The following is a 16,284-nucleotide window of genomic DNA, read 5'->3' as shown; positions in this document are numbered from 1 at the left end:
GCCCCCGCACCTCGTTGGAGGAACACACGAACGCGGGGGCGTTTTGCTGTGTCCTTGTGGGAGTGACCTGCGCCGTTTCGCGTGAAAATGTGAGACTCATGCGTTTTCTTGAACCCGGTACAGGGCGTCCCGTCGAATCCGCTCCGGTGCCCTACGACCTGACGTACGACGACGTCTTCATGGTGCCGAGCCGCTCCGCGGTCGTCTCGCGGCAGGACGTCGACCTGGCTTCGCCGGACGGCAGCGGCACCACGATTCCGCTGGTGGTCGCCAATATGACGGCGATCGCGGGCCGCCGTATGGCCGAGACCGTGGCCCGCCGCGGCGGACTCGTCGTCATCCCGCAGGACATCCCGATCGAGGTCGTCACCGAGGTCGTCTCCTGGGTCAAGGGCCGTCATCTCGTCCTGGACACCCCGATCGTGCTCGCCCCGCACCAGACGGTCGCCGACGCGCTGTCCCTGCTGCCGAAGCGCGCGCACAACGCCGGAGTCGTGGTGGACGAGGCCGGCCGGCCGGTCGGTGTGGTCACCGACGCCGACCTGAGCGGGGTCGACCGGTTCACGCAGCTGTCCGAGGTCATGTCCCGGGATCTGCTGCTGCTCGACGCGGACATCGAGCCGCGCGAGGCGTTCAACAGGCTCGACCACGCCAACCGCCGCTACGCCCCCGCCGTGGACAAGGACGGCAAGCTCGCCGGCATCCTCACCCGCAAGGGCGCCCTGCGCGCCACGCTCTACACCCCGGCCACCGACGCCGACGGCAAGCTGCGCATCGCCGCCGCCGTCGGTATCAACGGCGATGTCGCGGGCAAGGCCAAGCAGCTCCTCGCCGCGGGCATCGACACGCTCGTCGTGGACACCGCGCACGGCCACCAGGAGTCGATGATCGCCGCGGTGAAGGCCGTCCGCGCGCTCGACCCGCAGGTGCCGATCGTCGCGGGCAACATCGTCGCCGCCGAGGGCGTACGCGATCTGGTCGAGGCCGGCGCCGACATCATCAAGGTGGGCGTGGGCCCCGGCGCCATGTGCACCACCCGCATGATGACCGGGGTGGGCCGCCCGCAGTTCTCGGCCGTCCTGGAATGCGCCGCCGAGGCGAAGAAGTACGGCAAGCACGTCTGGGCCGACGGCGGCGTCCGGCACCCGCGCGACGTCGCCATGGCGCTGGCCGCGGGCGCGTCGAACGTCATGGTCGGCTCCTGGTTCGCCGGTACGTACGAGTCGCCGGGCGACCTCCAGCACGACGCCAACGGGCGCCCCTACAAGGAGTCGTTCGGCATGGCGTCCGCGCGCGCGGTGCGCAACCGTACGTCGGAGGAGTCGGCGTACGACCGGGCCCGCAAGGGGCTGTTCGAGGAGGGCATCTCGACCTCCCGTATGTTCCTCGACCCGGCCCGGCCGGGTGTCGAGGACCTGATCGACTCGATCATCGCGGGTGTCCGGTCCTCCTGCACCTACGCGGGCGCGGGCTCCCTGGAGGAGTTCGCCGAGCGGGCCGTCGTCGGCATCCAGAGCGCCGCGGGCTATGCGGAGGGCCAGCCGCTGCACGCCAGCTGGAGCTGACGCAACTTCCGTCTGTACGGCCCCCGTTGTCCCGTCCGCCGGGAGAACGGGGGCCGTTTCGCATCCGGAGACCGCTTAGGGTCGGTCGGATGAGAATCGACGCCTGCCGGGCCGAGGACATCGCGGTTCTGGAGCAGTTCCTGCCCTCGCACAGCGTGGACGGGAGTCACGGGGCGCGCTTCGCGCGGCAGGAGGCGGGCGACAGCACCTATCTGATCCCCTGGTCCGACGGCCGGCCCGTCGGTCACGCCGAGGTCCGCTGGACCGGGTGCGCGGCTCCCGAGGTGCGGGCCGCGCAGCCGGGCTGTCCGGAGCTCAACGGGCTGTTCGTCTGGCCCGAGTCACTGCGTTCGCGGGGCATCGGCACGGCACTGGTCCGCGCCGCCGAGGAACTGGCGATCGCACGCGGAACCGGACTCATGGGACTCGGCGTCGGCGACGACAACCCACGGGCCGCGGCGCTCTACGCGCGGCTCGGCTACCGACCCGCCGTGACGTACGTCGACCGCTGGGCCTACCTGGACCTGGATGGCGAGCGCCAGGAGTGCGCCGACCCCTGCGTGTTCCTGGTCAAGCCCCTGCGTAGTCCTGGCCAAGAAGCTGTCGTCAGGCCCACTTGACGTCAAGGTGACTTGACGGAACGCTGGAGGCATGACGACACCGCAGAGCATCGAGCCCCAGTACACGCTGCTGACCGCCGTGGCCCGTCTCGACGAGTTGCGGGTCCGGGAGTCGCTGGCCGGGGCCGGGAGTGACGAGGAAGCCCTCGACCGGGGCGAGTTGCTCGAACTGCTCGCGCTGAGTGAGGTGGTCGCCCGCAAGGCCGCGTACGGGCGGCAGCTCAGTGTGCGGGCGGCGCGGGAGGCCGGGGCCTCCTGGTCGCAGATCGGAGCCGCCCTCGGGACGAGCAAGCAGGCCGCCTGGGAGGCTCACAACCGGTGGATCGACGAGCAGGCGGCGGCCCACGGGCAGCTTGGGCAGATGGGCTTCGACGAGGACGACGTGGCCGAGGCGCGGGCGATCGCGGGGGAGCCGGAGGGTCCTTGAACGGTCCCTCAGCGGCGGCCGTGCGGGGCCTTCGTCCGCTGCTCCCCGATGGCTTGCGCAACAGTTCCCCAGAGGCTTGCGCATCGGCTCCCCAGAGGCTCGCGCAACTGCTCCCCGGGGGCTTGCGCAATGGTCGAAAGGCCCCACGCAACGAACACGCGCCTGCCCGCGATGAACGCAACGATCTTGCGGAGACGCGCAAGGTTGCTGCATTACGGCCGGAAAGGCCGGACTCATAGAGTCATGCGCTGAACGAAGTGTGGCGGGGACCCCGTGCACGGTGGGTCCCTTCCTTCGGGCCGCTGTGGGGCCGCGCCGCTCTGACCGGCAGCGATGAAGGAGCCAAGCCGCGTGCTCGACCACGGCGCACCCCCGCAGTCCCGCAGTCACCCCAACCCTCCGCCCCCGGGCCCCGGCGCGCGTCTGATGCGCCGCAAGCCCGTGGAGAGCCTGGTCGCGGAGGGTGGCCAGGGCGAGGGCGGCACCCTGCGGCGCTCCCTCGGCCTGTGGCAGCTGACGATGATCAGCATCGGCGCCACGCTCGGCACCGGCATCTTCGTCGTCCTCGGCGAGGCCGTCCCCAAGGCCGGTCCGGCCGTCACCCTCTCCTTCGTGATCGCAGGCCTCACGGCGCTCTTCTCCGCCCTCTCCTACGCCGAGCTGGCGGGCACGATTCCGGTCTCCGGGTCCTCGTACTCGTATGCGTACGCAACCATGGGCGAGCTCGTCGCCTGGATCTGCGGCTGGTGTCTCGTCCTGGAGTACGGCGTCTCCGTCGCGGCCGTCGCCGTCGGCTGGGGCGAGTACCTGAACGAACTGCTCGACGGCACGATCGGCGTCACCATCCCGGACGCGCTCTCCGCGCCGCCCGGCGACGGGGGCGTCTTCAACCTGCCCGCGCTGATCGTCGTACTGCTCGCCATGGCGTTCCTGCTCGGCGGCGCCCGCGAGTCCGCACGTGCCAACACCGTCATGGTTGTCGTGAAGATCGCCGCGCTGCTGCTGTTCTGCGCGATCGGCGTCCAGGGCTTCCGCTCCGGCAACTACGAGAACTTCATGCCGCTCGGCATGGCGGGCGTCAGCGCCGCCGGAGCAACCCTCTTCTTCTCGTACATCGGGTTCGACGCGGCCTCCACCGCGGGCGAAGAAGCGAAGAACGCCCAGCGTGACCTGCCGCGCGCCATCATGCTCTCCCTGATCATCGTGACCGCGCTGTACGTGCTCGTCGCGGCCGTCGCCATCGGCGCGAAGCCCTGGCAGCGGTTCACCGGCTCGGAGGCCGCGCTCGCCGGGATCATGAAGGACGTCACCGGGGACGCCTTCTGGGGCACGCTGCTCGCGGCCGGTGCGGTCGTCGCCATCGCCAGTGTCGTCCTGACCGTGCTCTACGGGCAGACCCGCATCCTCTTCGCGATGTCCCGCGACGGGCTCGTGCCCAAGGCCTTCTCGCGCGTCCACGCCAAGACCGGCACGCCGCGCGTCAACACGGTCATCGTGTCCCTGTTCTGCGGTGTCCTCGCCGCCGCGATTCCGCTCGGGCAGCTCGCCGACGCGACCAGCATCGGTACGCTCTTCGCCTTCGCGCTGGTCAATGTGGCCGTCGTGGTGCTGCGGCGTACGCGGCCCGAGATGCCGCGCACGTTCCGGGTGCCGCTGTCGCCGGTGCTGCCCGCGCTGGGATTCGGCTTCTGCGTGTGGATGATGGGCAGCCTCGACACCGTGACCTGGGTCGTCTTCGGGGTCTGGATGGCCGTCGGGCTCGTGTTCTACTTCAGTTACGGCTATCGCCGCTCCCGTCTCGCCACCTCAGAAAAGTGATCCACCCGCAGTGCTGAACGATCTCGACGAACGCATCGTGCACGCCCTTGCCGAGGACGCTCGGCGCTCCTACGCCGACATCGGGCAGGAGGTCGGGCTGTCCGCGCCCGCGGTGAAGCGGCGGGTGGACCGGTTGCGGGCGACCGGGGCCATCACCGGGTTCACGGTGCGCGTGGACCCGGCGGCGCTCGGCTGGGAGACCGAGGGGTTCGTCGAGATCTACTGCCGTAGCAACACCTCGCCCGAGACCATTCAGCGTGGGCTCGAGCGGTATCAGGAGGTCGTGGCCGCGTCGACCGTCACGGGGGAGGCGGATGCGGTCGTGCAGGTCTTCGCCTCTGACATGCGGCATTTCGAGCGGGTGCTGGAGCGGATCGCGGGGGAGCCGTTCGTGGAGCGGACCAAGTCCGTGCTGGTGCTTTCGCCGTTGCTGCGGAGGTTTTCTTCGGGGTCGCCTACGTAGCGCTCCGCGGGTGGGCGGGGGTGGCTGGGGTTGGTGGGTGTGTGCGGGTTGGTGGGGGCTGGTCGCGCAGTTCCCCGCGCCCCTTCTGGGGCGCACCTGTCCGTCTGTGATGTGCCGGTCGTGGGGGTTGAGCGCGCAGTTCCCCGCGCCCCTTACGGGGCGCTGTCCGACGGCTGTCTTGCCAGGGCGTTGTTGGCTATGGAGTTGTGGACGCTGAAGCTGACGGCGTCCGGGCGGTAGCGGTCGTCGGACCACTCGACCGGGCGGCCTTCGCGGGTCGTGGTGACCCGGCGGACGCGCAGGAGGGGGCTGGTGCGGCGTACCCCCAGCAGTTCGGCGTCCTGTGCGCTCGCCGCGACCGCGTCGATCAGATGTTCGCCGTAGGCGAAGACCAGGCCCGTGTCCTCGTACAGGCGCTGGGTGACCGAGGGGCAGTCCGGCTCGATGGCCTCGACGGCGGGGGAGATCCAGTCCGCGTACACCGTCCTCTCCAGGAGCACGGGCTCGCCGTCCAGGCCGCGTACGCGCAGGACGTGCAACACCGGGGTGCCCGCGGCCAGTTGGAGACGAACGGAGTCCTCGGGTGTGGCCGGGCGGTACGCGCTCGACACCACACGTCCCGTCGCCTCGCGCCCCATCGCCCGCGCCCACTGGGCGAAGCTGCGCAGCTCCTCGAAGCTCTGGCTGCGGCGGCCGGCGAGGACCACGCGGCGCGCGCCCTGCCGGGAGCCGATGAGCCCCTCGGAGGTGAGGGCGGCGACGGCCTGGCGGACGGTACCGCGCGAGACGCCGTAACGGGCCGCGAGGTCGGTCTCGGCTGGCAGTCGACTGCCCACGGTGTACTCCTCGCGGTCGATCGCCCGCCTCAGCGCCTCGGCGATCTCCTCGTGTCGTGCCGCCATGCTCCCCCTCTGTGCGCAGGTGTGTGCCCCTTGACCAGCGTAGACGATGAGCTGCGGTGACACGTGAGCCCGGCGAGTGGCCGGAGAATCAAGGGCCATGGTTTTTCCAGAGTTTACGAACAGGACATCAACGGCGGGCCTACTGAGGCCAACTTGTTCAGACAAGTTCCGCTGACGAGTTCTCAGTCTCGTGTGACCCCTGAGCGCACCCCTGGAGAAGACCGTGACCGTGTCCCTGCCGAGAACAGCCGTCTTCGTCGGCGCCGCCGCACTCGCTCTGAGTGCCTGTGGCGCGGCCCCCGACGACGCGTCCACCACCACCGACGGCAAGAGCGCCGCCACCGCGACCTCGGCCGAGGCCTTCGGCGGCATGGACGCGCTCGTGAAGGCGGCCAAGAAGGAGGGCACGCTGCAGGCGATCGCGCTGCCCCGCGACTGGGCCAACTATGGCGCGCTGATCGACGGGTTCGAGAAGAAGTACGGCATCAAGATCGAGGTCGAGAACCCCGACGGCAGCAGCCAGGACGAGATCAACGCCGTCACCTCCCGCAAGGGCCAGGACCGCGCCCCCGACGTACTCGACCTGGGCAGTTCCTTCGCATTGAGCGCCGCCCAGCAGGGGCTGCTCGCGCCGTACAAGGTCGAGGCGTTCGCCGACATCCCCGAGGGGCAGAAGGACGCACAGGGCCGCTGGTACAACGACTACGGCGGGTACATCTCCATCGGCTGCGACGCCAAGCGCGTGAAGACCTGTCCGGCGACCTTCGCCGATCTGCTCAAGCCGCAGTACAAGGGCCAGGTCGCGCTCAACGGCAACCCCACCAAGTCCGGTTCGGCGTTCGGCGGCGTCTGGGCCGCGTCCCTCGCGAGCGGCGGCTCCTTCGACGACATCCAGCCCGGCCTCGACTTCTTCGCCAAGCTGAAGAAGAACGGCAACTACACGCCCGTCGAGTCGACTCCCGCCACGGTCGAGAAGGGCGAGACCCCGATCAGCATCGACTGGGACTACCTCAACGCCGGGTACGCCACCGAGTTCAAGTCCAAGGGGCTTGACTGGAAGGTCTCCGTCCCGTCCGACGGCAAGTTCTCCCAGTACTACTCGCAGGCCGTCAACAAGGATGCCCCGCACCCCGCGGCCGCCCGCCTGTGGCAGGAGTACCTCTACAGCGCCGAGGGCCAGAACCTCTGGCTCGAGGGGTTCGCCCGCCCGGCCCTGATGACCGCCATGGAGAAGGCCGGCACGCTCGACAAGACCGCCGCCGCCAAGCTCCCCGAGGTCTCCGGCACTCCGGAGTTCCCGACCGAGGCCCAGCAGAGCAAGGCCAAGGAAGTCCTCGGGCAGGGCTGGGGCAAGGCGGTCTCCGGGTGACCGCGACCCTCACACGCGTCGACGTGGCGCCGCCGGTCGCTTCTCCGAAGCGGCGGCGCCACGCGCCCGGCTGGCTCGCCGTCGTCCCGCTGCTCGCCTTCGTGGCGCTCGCCTTCGGGATCCCCGCCGTGGCCATGCTGAACGGCGCGTTCACCGTCAAGGATCCGGCCACCGGGGCGAGTTCGTACACCACGGCCAACCTGACGGCCTCGCTGAAGGGCGCGTACCTCACCGCCCTGCTCGGCAGCGTCAAGCTCTCCGCCGTCTCGGCGGTCGTCGCGGCCGTGCTCGGCCTCCTGCTCGCCCAGGCCGTGGTGACCTCCCGCTTCCGCGCGCTGCGCGAGGCCGTGCTCACCGCGTCCGGCGTCCTCGCCAACTTCGGCGGCGTCCCGCTGGCCTTCGCGTTCGTCGCCACCCTCGGCAACTCCGGTGTCCTGACCCGGTACCTGGGCCTGGCGGACAAGGGCTGGGACCTCTACAGCTTCTGGGGACTGGTGATCGTCTACCTGTACTTCCTGATCCCGCTGATGGTCCTCACCATCACCCCCGCCCTCGACGGCCTGCGCTCCCAGTGGCGCGAGGCCGCGCGGAACAACGGCGCCACCGCCGTCCAGTACTGGCGGCACGTCGCCCTGCCCGTCCTCGCGCCCTCGCTCCTCGGCGGGTTCGTGCTGCTCTTCGGCAGTGCCTTCGCCGCGTACGCCACCGCCGCGGCCATGGTGGGCAGTTCGGTCCCGCTGGTCACTCTGCAGATCGCCGACGCCATCTCCGGGAACGTCCTGGTCGGCCAGGGGAACGTGGCGCTCGCCCTCAGCCTCGACATGGTCCTCGTCGCGGGCCTGGTGATGGCCGTGTACCTGCCCCTGCAACGACGGAGCGCGCGATGGCTGGAAGCATGAACACCTCCGCGCCGAGCACGAACACGTCGGCTCGGGGCCTCAACAAGCCCGTACGCGTACGTCCTTGGCGCGGGGTCGTCCTCGCCGGTGCCGCGCTCTACTTCCTGGTGCCGCTGGCCGCATCCGTGATCTTCACGGTCGACGTGCCCGGAGAGGGCGTCACCTTCGACGCGTACACCCGGATCTTCGGCACCGACGGCTTCGTCTCCAGTCTGCTGCTCTCGCTGGAGCTGGCCGCCGCCACCATCGCGATCGTGCTGCTGCTGATGGTGCCCGCCATGGTCGCGCTGCGGCTCGGCGCACCGAAACTGCGGCCGGTCGTCGAGGTGGTCTGCTCGCTGCCGCTCGTCGTCCCGCCGATCGCGTTCGTCGCCGGGATCGGCACGGTCCTGAAGTGGGGGCCCGAACACCTCTCGCGCACCCCGCTGTTCCAGACGTTCACGGCGATCCAGAACCCCGACTTCCCGTTCGTGCTCGTCCTCGCGTACGTCGTGATGGCGCTGCCGTTCGTGTACCGGGCGCTGGACGCCGGACTGCGCGCGATGGACGTACGCACCCTCGTCGAGGCCGCCCGCAGCTGTGGCGCGGGCTGGCCGCAGGCGCTCGTCCAAGCCGTGCTGCCGAACCTGCGCGGGGCGCTGCTGAACGCCTCGTTCCTCACGCTGGCCCTGGTGCTCGGCGAGTTCACCGTCGCCCAGCTGCTGGGCTTCCAGCCGTTCGCCGTGTGGATCGTCAACGTCAGCGGCTCGCAGGCCCAGCTCTCCGTCGCCGTCTCCGTGCTCAGCCTGCTGGTCACCTGGGCACTCCTTCTCGCGCTCGCCGGGTTCGGCGGGCGCTCCCGTACCGCTCCCCGGGGATGAACCATGACCGCCACCACGCTCGATAAAGCCGCCGTCTCGGCCGCGACCGTCGAATTCCGGGGCCTGCGCCGGGAGTTCGGCCCGACCGTCGCTCTCGACGGACTCGACCTGACCGCACGGCCCGGCGAACTCCTCGCCCTGCTCGGCCCGTCCGGCTGCGGCAAGACCACCGCCCTGCGGATGCTGGCCGGGTTCGAGCACCCCGACTCCGGCGAGGTGCTGGTCGACGGCGAGGACGTCACGCGCGTCCCGGCCCACCGGCGCGATGCCGGCATGGTCTTCCAGTCGTACAGTCTCTTCCCGCACCTCAGCGCCCTCGACAACGTGGCCTTCGGGCTGCGGATGCGCAAGGTGCGTACGGCCGAACGGCGGGCCAGGGCCGCCGAGTTGCTCGACCTCGTCGGGCTCGGCGACAAGGGCGGCAGCTTCCCCCACCAGCTCTCCGGCGGCCAGCAGCAGCGCGTCGCGCTGGCCCGCGCACTCGCTCTGCGGCCACGCGTGCTGCTCCTCGACGAACCGCTCTCGGCGCTCGACGCCAAGGTGCGGCTCACCCTGCGCGAGGAGATCCGCCGACTCCAGCAGGAGCTCGGGATCACCACCCTGTTCGTGACGCACGATCAGGAAGAGGCGCTGTCGATGGCGGACCGGGTCGCGGTCATGCGCGCCGGACGGCTCGAACAGTGCGCGGCTCCGGCGGAGTTGTACGGGCGACCCGCCACCGCCTTCGTCGCCGAGTTCGTCGGGACGATGAGTCGTATTCCGGGGCGGGTGGCCGACGGGACCGTCGAGGTGCTCGGCCAGCGACTGCCCGTCGACGGCGACGCTCCCGGCGCGCCGGAGGTGGACGTGCTCGTACGGCCCGAGGCGGTGCGGGTGCGGGCCGACGACACGGGGGACGCCCGGGTCGTCGCCTCCGCCTTCCTCGGCGCGGCCACGCGCGTCACCGTTCGGCTCGCCCACGGCACCGAGGTGAAGGCCGACCTGCCGACCCACGAGGCCGCGGCGCTGGGCGCGGGCTCGGCCGTGACCGTCAGCCTGCCGGAGCGCCCCGTCCTGGTCGCCGAACGCGTATGAGAGAGAGTCACGTGTCCCCCCACACTCCGCAGGCCCCTCCCGAGCTTCCCCAACAGCCGCTCCAGGCCGTCCTGTTCGACATGGACGGCACCCTCGTGGACACCGAGCGACTGTGGTGGGAGGCGGTCGAGCAGGTGGCGGCGGGGCTCGGCCGTTCGCCGGCGCAGACCGATGCGGCGGACGTCCTCGGGCGCCCCGTCGAGCACACCGCCGAGGTGCTGAGCCGGGCCACGGGCGCCCCGTTCGCCGAGGTCGCGGCGGACCTGCACCGGGAGTTCGCGGTCCGGGTGCGCTCGGGGATCGTGGCCCGGCCCGGCGCACTCCGGCTCCTGGACGCGCTGGCGGCGGACGGCGTGCCCATCGCCCTGGTGACCGCGTCCTCGCGCGCCATCGCGGACCTCGTGGTCGAGACCCTGGGCGCCGGACGCTTCGCGGTCACCGTCACCGCCGACGACACCCCGCGCACGAAGCCCGCCCCCGACCCGTACCTCGCGGGCTGCCGCGCCCTCGGGGTCGAGCCCGCCGCCTGCGTGGCCGTCGAAGATACCCAGACCGGTGTCTCCTCCGCCGAAGCGGCGGGCTGCGCGGTGCTCGCCGTTCCGTCGCTGGCGCCGATCGCCGCCGCGCCCGGCCGCACGGTCCTCGACAGCCTGGAGGACGTGACCCCGGCCCGACTGCGCGAGATGATCACGCCCCGCGAACTGCGCGTGATGAGCTGGAACCTCTGGTACGGCGGCACGAAGGTCGCCCACCACCGCGAGAAGCAGCTCAAGATCATCCTGGCGGCGGGCGCAGACGTGGTCGGCCTCCAGGAGACGCACGGCACCTCCGCCCGCGAACTCGCCGACGCCCTCGGCTGGGAGTACCACCAGGCGGGGGAGAACCTCGGCGTCATCAGCCGGTATCCGATCACCGGCCGGCTGGGCGCGCCCGACCCCGGCTTCTACGGGGCGACCGGCGTGCGGATCCGGCTGGGCGGACGGCAAGAGGTCGTGCTGTGGAGCGCCCACCTCGACTACACGCCGTACGGCCCGTACGAGGCCTCCTTCGACGGGCTCGCGGCGCCCGACCTCGTGGCCCACGAGTCGGGGCGGCTCGGCCAGTTGCGGGAGATCCTGGACGCGATGGCCCCGGATCTCGCCGCCCGTGACACCACTCCGGTCCTCCTCGTCGGTGACTTCAACGCTCCCTCCCACCTGGACCGCGCCGACGCCGAGTGGCCCGTGACGAAGGCCGCCGAGGAGGCGGGCCTGCGTGACTCCTACCGCGAGGCGCACCCCGATCCGCTCGAGGAACCCGGTGTCACCTGGTCACCGGTCCACGCCGAGCACGAGGACGGCAGCGGGCGCCCGGAACCGCAGGACCGGATCGACTACGTCCTGTACGCGGGCGACGGGCTGCGCGTGCTCGACTCCCGGACCCTCGTCACCGGCAATCCCCGTTCCTGGCCCGACGTCGAGGAGAACGACTGGCCCTCGGACCATGCGGCGGTGATCACGACCTTTGCGCTCACGACTTATTCGCTGGGCCGGACGGACGGTCCCGTCTAGCATCGATGCCATGACCTGGCGACATTGATCCACCAGCCGTGCCTCCCGAGGGCCGCCTCGGGCGCCGTACATCCGGCGTCCGAATTGTCCCTGCGGTTCCTTCGGGAAGGCCTCATGACACTTTCACCTGCGCGTGTGCCCGGCAGTGGCACCGGCTCCGCTGTCCGGCGGCTGACGGCCACGTTGTACGGCTATGCGTTCCTTGACGACCTGGTGCTGCTCTACCCGGTGTACGCGCTGCTGTTCCGCGACACCGGTCTCACGGTCTGGCAGATCTCCTCGCTGTTCATCCTGTGGTCGCTGAGCGGTGTCCTGCTGGAGATTCCGTCCGGTGCCTGGGCCGACGCCGTCTCGCGGCGCGTGCTGCTGTGGCTCGGGCCGTTGCTCACCGCGGGCGGCTTCGCGCTGTGGGTGCTCACCCCGTCGTACTGGGCGTTCGCCCTCGGCTTCGTGCTCTGGGGCGCCAAGGGGGCGCTCGGCTCCGGCGCCCTTGAGGCGCTGGTGTACGAGGAACTCGACCGGCTCGGCGCGGCCGACCGGTACGCACGCGTCATGGGCCGGGCCCGCGCGGCCGGGCTGGTGGCCGTGATGGCGGCGATGGGTCTGGCCGGGCCGGTGTTCGCGTTCGGCGGCTACCCGGCCGTGGGGCTCGCCAGTGTGCTGGCCTGTCTGCTGACGGCGGTCACCGCGGCGCGGTTCCCGGAGCACCGGGCCCCGGCCTCCGCCGACGAGCCCGGCGACGGGTGGGCCCGGACGCTGCGTAACGGACTCGCCGAGGCCCGCCACGAGCCGTCCGTCCGAGGCGCCCTGCTGCTCGTCCCGGCCGTCACCGCGGTGTGGGGCGCGCTCGACGAGTACACACCGCTGCTCGTGCGTGACACCGGTGTCGCGGAAAGCGCCGTCCCGCACTGGCTGTTGCTGATCTGGGCGGGCGCGACGGTCGGCGGACTGCTGGCCGGTGCGGGACAGCGGCTGGGCACGGGCGGGTTCGCCGGGCTCCTGGCCGGCTCCGCGCTGGCCCTGGCCGCGGGAGCGTCGGCGCGGACTCCGGCCGGCATCGGACTGGTGGCCCTCGCCTTCTGCGGCTTCCAGCTGGCGAGCGTGCTGGCCGACGCCCGCCTCCAGGAACGCATCGGCGGAACGGGCCGGGCCACTCTGACCTCCGTGGCCGGAGTGGGCACCGACCTGACCACCATCGCCGTGTACGGCGCCTACGCGGCGGCCGGGACGGCGACCACGCATGGCATCGCCTTCTCCCTGTTCGCGGTGCCCTACCTCGTGACAGCGCTGGTGACGGCCGCCACGAAGGGGGCGGCTAGAACTTCGGGTTCCACGGCACGACCGTGAAGTCGCCCGTGCCCTTCTTCACCTTCTCGAAGGGCGCGGAGCCGACGCACTTGGGCAGGTCCTTCGGGCCCATGTCCTCGGACCCGGCCCAGCTGTAGCCGAGCCGGTCGGTGCGGCCGGTGTCGTGGACCGTGATGCCCACACGGTGACCCTTGACGCCATCGAGGTCCGTGGCGGTGATGACCCCGGAGACGACGGCCACCTTGCCGCCGGTGAGGAGGCAGTCGACCTTCGCCTTCGCCCAGCCGCCCTCGCCGTTCGCCCCGTAGTGGCTGAAGCGGAAGGTGCCGGTGGCCTTCAGCGGGTTGTCGTTGTCCTTCGCCGCGAGATGCGCGTCGAAGGAGAACGTGATGTCGTCCCCCGCCGACCGGTAGAGCTTCGCAGTACCGGTCAGCGCGGCGGCCTCGCGCTTCCCGGTGGCGTGTCCGTCGGCGGTTGCCGTTGTGGCGGTTGTGGCGGCGGCCCCGGCCGCGATCAGGAGCGCCGCTCCGACGGCGCCCGTACGCGTGATACGGCTCATGATCGATCCCCTCGTCACCGTGCATGCCCGGTCCGTCCGAGCCCGATCACGGTCTCGCGGACCGGCCGTGCGGCACATCGCGCCGGAGGCGGGACACCCCTCCGCCGCCCGGCGGGGGCGTACACCGATGACCTGCGACTCGAGCAGGACCCGCCCTACGTCCCAGGGCGCGCAACGAATCGCCGCCGAGGCCGTGAGCCACGCAACGATTCGTCCGCGAGCGCGCAACGGCTCCGTCTTGTCCGGGCCGAACCCCGGACCGTACCGTCTATCTGGCCCCCGAACCCCCCGTCCGTCCCGGTGAGGAACACGCATGCGCACCGCCCTGCTCCAGAGCTCCGGCCGTCCCGGCTCCGTCGTCGAGAACCTCAAGGTCCTCGACGAGGCCGCGGGCCGTGCCGCCGCCGCGGGCGCCGGGCTGCTGGTCGCCCCCGAGATGTTCCTGACGGGCTACGCGATCGGCGACGGCGTGCACCGGCTCGCCGAGCCCGCCGACGGCGACTCCGCGGACGCGGTCGCCGAGATCGCCTCCCGACACGCCGTGGCGATCGTCTACGGCTACCCGGAGCGCGTCGGCGAGAGCGTCTTCAACTCGGCCCAGCTGATCTCCTCCGACGGCACGCGCCTCGCCAACTACCGCAAGACGCACCTCTTCGGCTGCTTCGAGCAGGAGTGGTTCACCCCCGGCGACGAACCGGTTGTCCAGGCCGAGCTGGACGGCCTCCGGGTCGGCCTGATGATCTGCTACGACGTGGAGTTCCCGGAGAACGTCCGCGCGCACGCCCTCGCCGGCACCGACCTCCTCGTGGTGCCCACGGCCCAGATGCACCCGTTCCAGTTCGTCGCCGAGTGCGTCGTCCCGGTGCGCGCCTTCGAGAACCAGATGTACGTCGCGTACGTCAACCGGGTCGGTACGGAAGGGGAGTTCGAGTTCGTCGGGCTCTCCACGCTGGCCGGCCCCGACGGTGGTGCCCGGGCCCGCGCGGGCCGCGGGGAGGAGCTCGTCCTCGGTGACGTGGACCCCGCCTTCCTCGCCTCCTCGCGCGAGGAGAACCCGTATCTGAAGGACCGCCGCCCCGGCCTCTACGGATCCCTCATCTGAACCCCCAGTCCCACCAGGTCTCACCAGAGCTTTTCGTGCAAGGAGTCCGTACCCCATGACGTCCACGGTGCCCCCCGCCGTCCCGCACACCGACGCGCAGCCGCCGATCACCATGTTCGGTCCGGACTTCCCGTACGCGTACGACGACTTCCTCGCGCACCCCGCGGGCCTGGGCCGGATACCGGCGACCGAGCTCGGCACCGAGGTCGCCGTCATCGGCGGCGGGCTCTCCGGCATCGTGGCCGCGTACGAGCTGATGAAGATGGGCCTCAAGCCCGTCGTCTACGAGGCCGACCGGATCGGCGGGCGGCTGCGGACGGTGGGCTTCGACGGATGCGATCCCTCCCTCACCGCTGAGATGGGCGCGATGCGCTTCCCGCCGTCCTCCACGGCGCTCCAGCACTACATCGACCTGGTGGGGCTGCGGACCGAGCCGTTCCCCAACCCCCTGGCCGAGGCGACTCCTTCGACCGTCGTCGACCTCAAGGGCGAGTCGCACTACGCGGAGACGCTCGACGACCTGCCGCAGGTCTACCGGGACGTGGCGAAGGCCTGGAACGCCTGTCTCGAAGAGGGCGCCGACTTCTCCGACATGAACCGGGCGATGCGCGAGCGCGACGTGCCGCGCATCCGCGAGATCTGGGCGAAGCTCGTCGAGAAGCTCGACAACCAGACCTTCTACGGCTTCCTCTGCGAGTCGGAGGCCTTCAAGTCCTTCCGGCACCGCGAGATCTTCGGCCAGGTCGGCTTCGGCACGGGCGGCTGGGACACCGACTTCCCGAACTCCATCCTGGAGATCCTGCGCGTCGTCTACACCGAGGCCGACGACCACCACCGCGGCATCGTCGGCGGCAGCCAGCAGCTCCCGCTGCGCCTGTGGGAGCGCGAGCCGGAGAAGATCGTGCACTGGGCGTACGGGACCTCGCTGGCGAAGCTGCACGACGGGGCACCGAAGCCCGCCGTGACCCGCCTGCACCGCACGGCCGGCAATCGGATCACGGTCACCGACGCCTCCGGTGACATCCGTACCTACAAGGCGGCGATCTTCACCGCCCAGTCCTGGATGCTGCTCTCCAAGGTCGCCTGTGACGACGGGCTCTTCCCGATCGACCACTGGACGGCGATCGAGCGGACCCACTACATGGAGTCGAGCAAGCTCTTCGTGCCCGTCGACCGGCCCTTCTGGCTGGACAAGGACGAAGCAACCGGGCGGGACGTCATGTCGATGACGCTCACCGACCGTATGACGCGCGGCACTTACCTCCTCGACAACGGGCCGGACAGGCCGGCCGTCATCTGCCTCTCCTACACGTGGTGTGACGACAGCCTGAAGTGGCTGCCGCTGTCCGCGAACGAGCGGATGGAGGTGATGCTGAAGTCGCTCGGCGAGATCTACCCGAAGGTCGACATCAGGAAGCACATCATCGGCAACCCGGTGACCGTGTCCTGGGAGAACGAGCCCTATTTCATGGGTGCGTTCAAGGCAAACCTGCCCGGCCACTACCGCTACCAGCGGCGCCTGTTCACGCACTTCATGCAGGACCGGCTGCCCGAGGACAAGCGGGGCATCTTCCTCGCGGGCGACGACATCTCCTGGACGGCCGGCTGGGCCGAGGGCGCCGTACAGACCGCGCTCAACGCCGTGTGGGGCGTCATGCACCACTTCGGCGGCGAGACCGACCCGGCCAACCCCGGGCCCGGCGACGTCTACGACGAGATCGCGCCGGTGGAGCTGCCCGAGGACTGAGAGCCGAGGACTGAGAATCCC

The 16,284-nt window shown here is 70.9% G+C and carries 15 protein-coding genes; 13 read left to right on the top strand and 2 right to left on the bottom strand.

All coding sequences use genetic code 11. The features are described from left to right. The first annotated feature begins 98 nt into the window (after positions 1-98). From GAS53_RS30860 to GAS53_RS30840, 5 genes are all read left to right on the top strand, one after another. Positions 99-1,565: a GuaB1 family IMP dehydrogenase-related protein gene (locus GAS53_RS30860; RefSeq protein WP_151481020.1), complete on the top strand. Its 1,467-nt coding sequence runs from the start codon at positions 99-101 to the stop codon at positions 1,563-1,565. A gap of 89 nt (positions 1,566-1,654) precedes the next feature. Then, entirely contained in the window at positions 1,655-2,185 is a 531-nt protein-coding gene (locus GAS53_RS30855) for a GNAT family N-acetyltransferase (RefSeq protein WP_151481019.1), read from the top strand. Positions 2,186-2,216: 31 nt separating this feature from the next. Beyond that, complete coding sequence (locus GAS53_RS30850) at positions 2,217-2,612, top strand: hypothetical protein (RefSeq protein WP_151481018.1); 396 nt, start codon at positions 2,217-2,219, stop codon at positions 2,610-2,612. A 351-nt stretch (positions 2,613-2,963) separates the two neighbouring features. Beyond that, positions 2,964-4,430 carry an amino acid permease gene (locus tag GAS53_RS30845; RefSeq protein WP_151481017.1) on the top strand — a complete coding sequence of 489 codons (1,467 nt, stop codon included), beginning with the start codon at positions 2,964-2,966 and terminating at the stop codon, positions 4,428-4,430. A gap of 10 nt (positions 4,431-4,440) precedes the next feature. Beyond that, on the top strand, positions 4,441-4,893 hold the full coding sequence (locus GAS53_RS30840) for an Lrp/AsnC family transcriptional regulator (protein ID WP_151481016.1): 453 nt from the start codon (positions 4,441-4,443) through the stop codon (positions 4,891-4,893). Between the two features lie 152 nt (positions 4,894-5,045). Here GAS53_RS30840 and GAS53_RS30835 read toward each other — a convergent pair whose 3' ends face one another. After that, a complete protein-coding gene (locus tag GAS53_RS30835; RefSeq protein ID WP_151481015.1) occupies positions 5,046-5,795 on the bottom strand; it encodes a GntR family transcriptional regulator in 750 nt (249 codons plus the stop codon). Between the two features lie 223 nt (positions 5,796-6,018). On the opposite strand from GAS53_RS30835, the gene GAS53_RS30830 reads away from it, so the two are divergent. The 6 genes from GAS53_RS30830 (at position 6,019) to GAS53_RS30805 (ending at position 12,894) form a co-directional block, all read left to right on the top strand. Continuing rightward, positions 6,019-7,164: an ABC transporter substrate-binding protein gene (locus GAS53_RS30830; RefSeq protein WP_151481014.1), complete on the top strand. Its 1,146-nt coding sequence runs from the start codon at positions 6,019-6,021 to the stop codon at positions 7,162-7,164. Beyond that, positions 7,161-8,063: an ABC transporter permease gene (locus GAS53_RS30825; protein WP_151481013.1), complete on the top strand. Its 903-nt coding sequence runs from the start codon at positions 7,161-7,163 to the stop codon at positions 8,061-8,063. Before GAS53_RS30830 ends, GAS53_RS30825 begins: the two co-directional genes overlap by 4 nt. Then, positions 8,060-8,923 (top strand): ABC transporter permease, encoded by an 864-nt coding sequence (locus GAS53_RS30820; RefSeq protein WP_225859185.1) that lies wholly within the window; start codon positions 8,060-8,062, stop codon positions 8,921-8,923. The genes GAS53_RS30825 and GAS53_RS30820 overlap by 4 nt, the downstream gene beginning before the upstream one ends. A gap of 3 nt (positions 8,924-8,926) precedes the next feature. Then, positions 8,927-9,997: an ABC transporter ATP-binding protein gene (locus GAS53_RS30815; RefSeq protein WP_151481012.1), complete on the top strand. Its 1,071-nt coding sequence runs from the start codon at positions 8,927-8,929 to the stop codon at positions 9,995-9,997. Between the two features lie 11 nt (positions 9,998-10,008). After that, on the top strand, positions 10,009-11,547 hold the full coding sequence (locus tag GAS53_RS30810) for an HAD-IA family hydrolase (RefSeq protein WP_225859184.1): 1,539 nt from the start codon (positions 10,009-10,011) through the stop codon (positions 11,545-11,547). A gap of 114 nt (positions 11,548-11,661) precedes the next feature. Beyond that, on the top strand, positions 11,662-12,894 hold the full coding sequence (locus GAS53_RS30805; protein WP_151481010.1) for an MFS transporter: 1,233 nt from the start codon (positions 11,662-11,664) through the stop codon (positions 12,892-12,894). Here GAS53_RS30805 and GAS53_RS30800 read toward each other — a convergent pair. Next, positions 12,863-13,414 (bottom strand): hypothetical protein, encoded by a 552-nt coding sequence (locus GAS53_RS30800; protein WP_151481009.1) that lies wholly within the window; start codon positions 13,412-13,414, stop codon positions 12,863-12,865. The two genes, GAS53_RS30805 and GAS53_RS30800, sit on opposite strands and share 32 nt — an antisense overlap. A 313-nt stretch (positions 13,415-13,727) precedes the next feature. On the opposite strand from GAS53_RS30800, the gene GAS53_RS30795 reads away from it, so the two are divergent. Beyond that, on the top strand, positions 13,728-14,516 hold the full coding sequence (locus GAS53_RS30795; RefSeq protein ID WP_151481008.1) for a carbon-nitrogen hydrolase family protein: 789 nt from the start codon (positions 13,728-13,730) through the stop codon (positions 14,514-14,516). A 55-nt stretch (positions 14,517-14,571) separates the two neighbouring features. Then, positions 14,572-16,263 (top strand): flavin monoamine oxidase family protein, encoded by a 1,692-nt coding sequence (locus GAS53_RS30790; protein ID WP_151481007.1) that lies wholly within the window; start codon positions 14,572-14,574, stop codon positions 16,261-16,263. The last annotated feature ends 21 nt before the right edge of the window (positions 16,264-16,284 follow it).

Origin of the sequence: Streptomyces albicerus (genome assembly GCF_008905045.1) — a bacterium.
GTDB classification, from domain to species: Bacteria; Actinomycetota; Actinomycetes; order Streptomycetales; family Streptomycetaceae; genus Streptomyces; species Streptomyces albicerus.
This window is presented reverse-complemented; position numbering and strand designations above follow the sequence as displayed.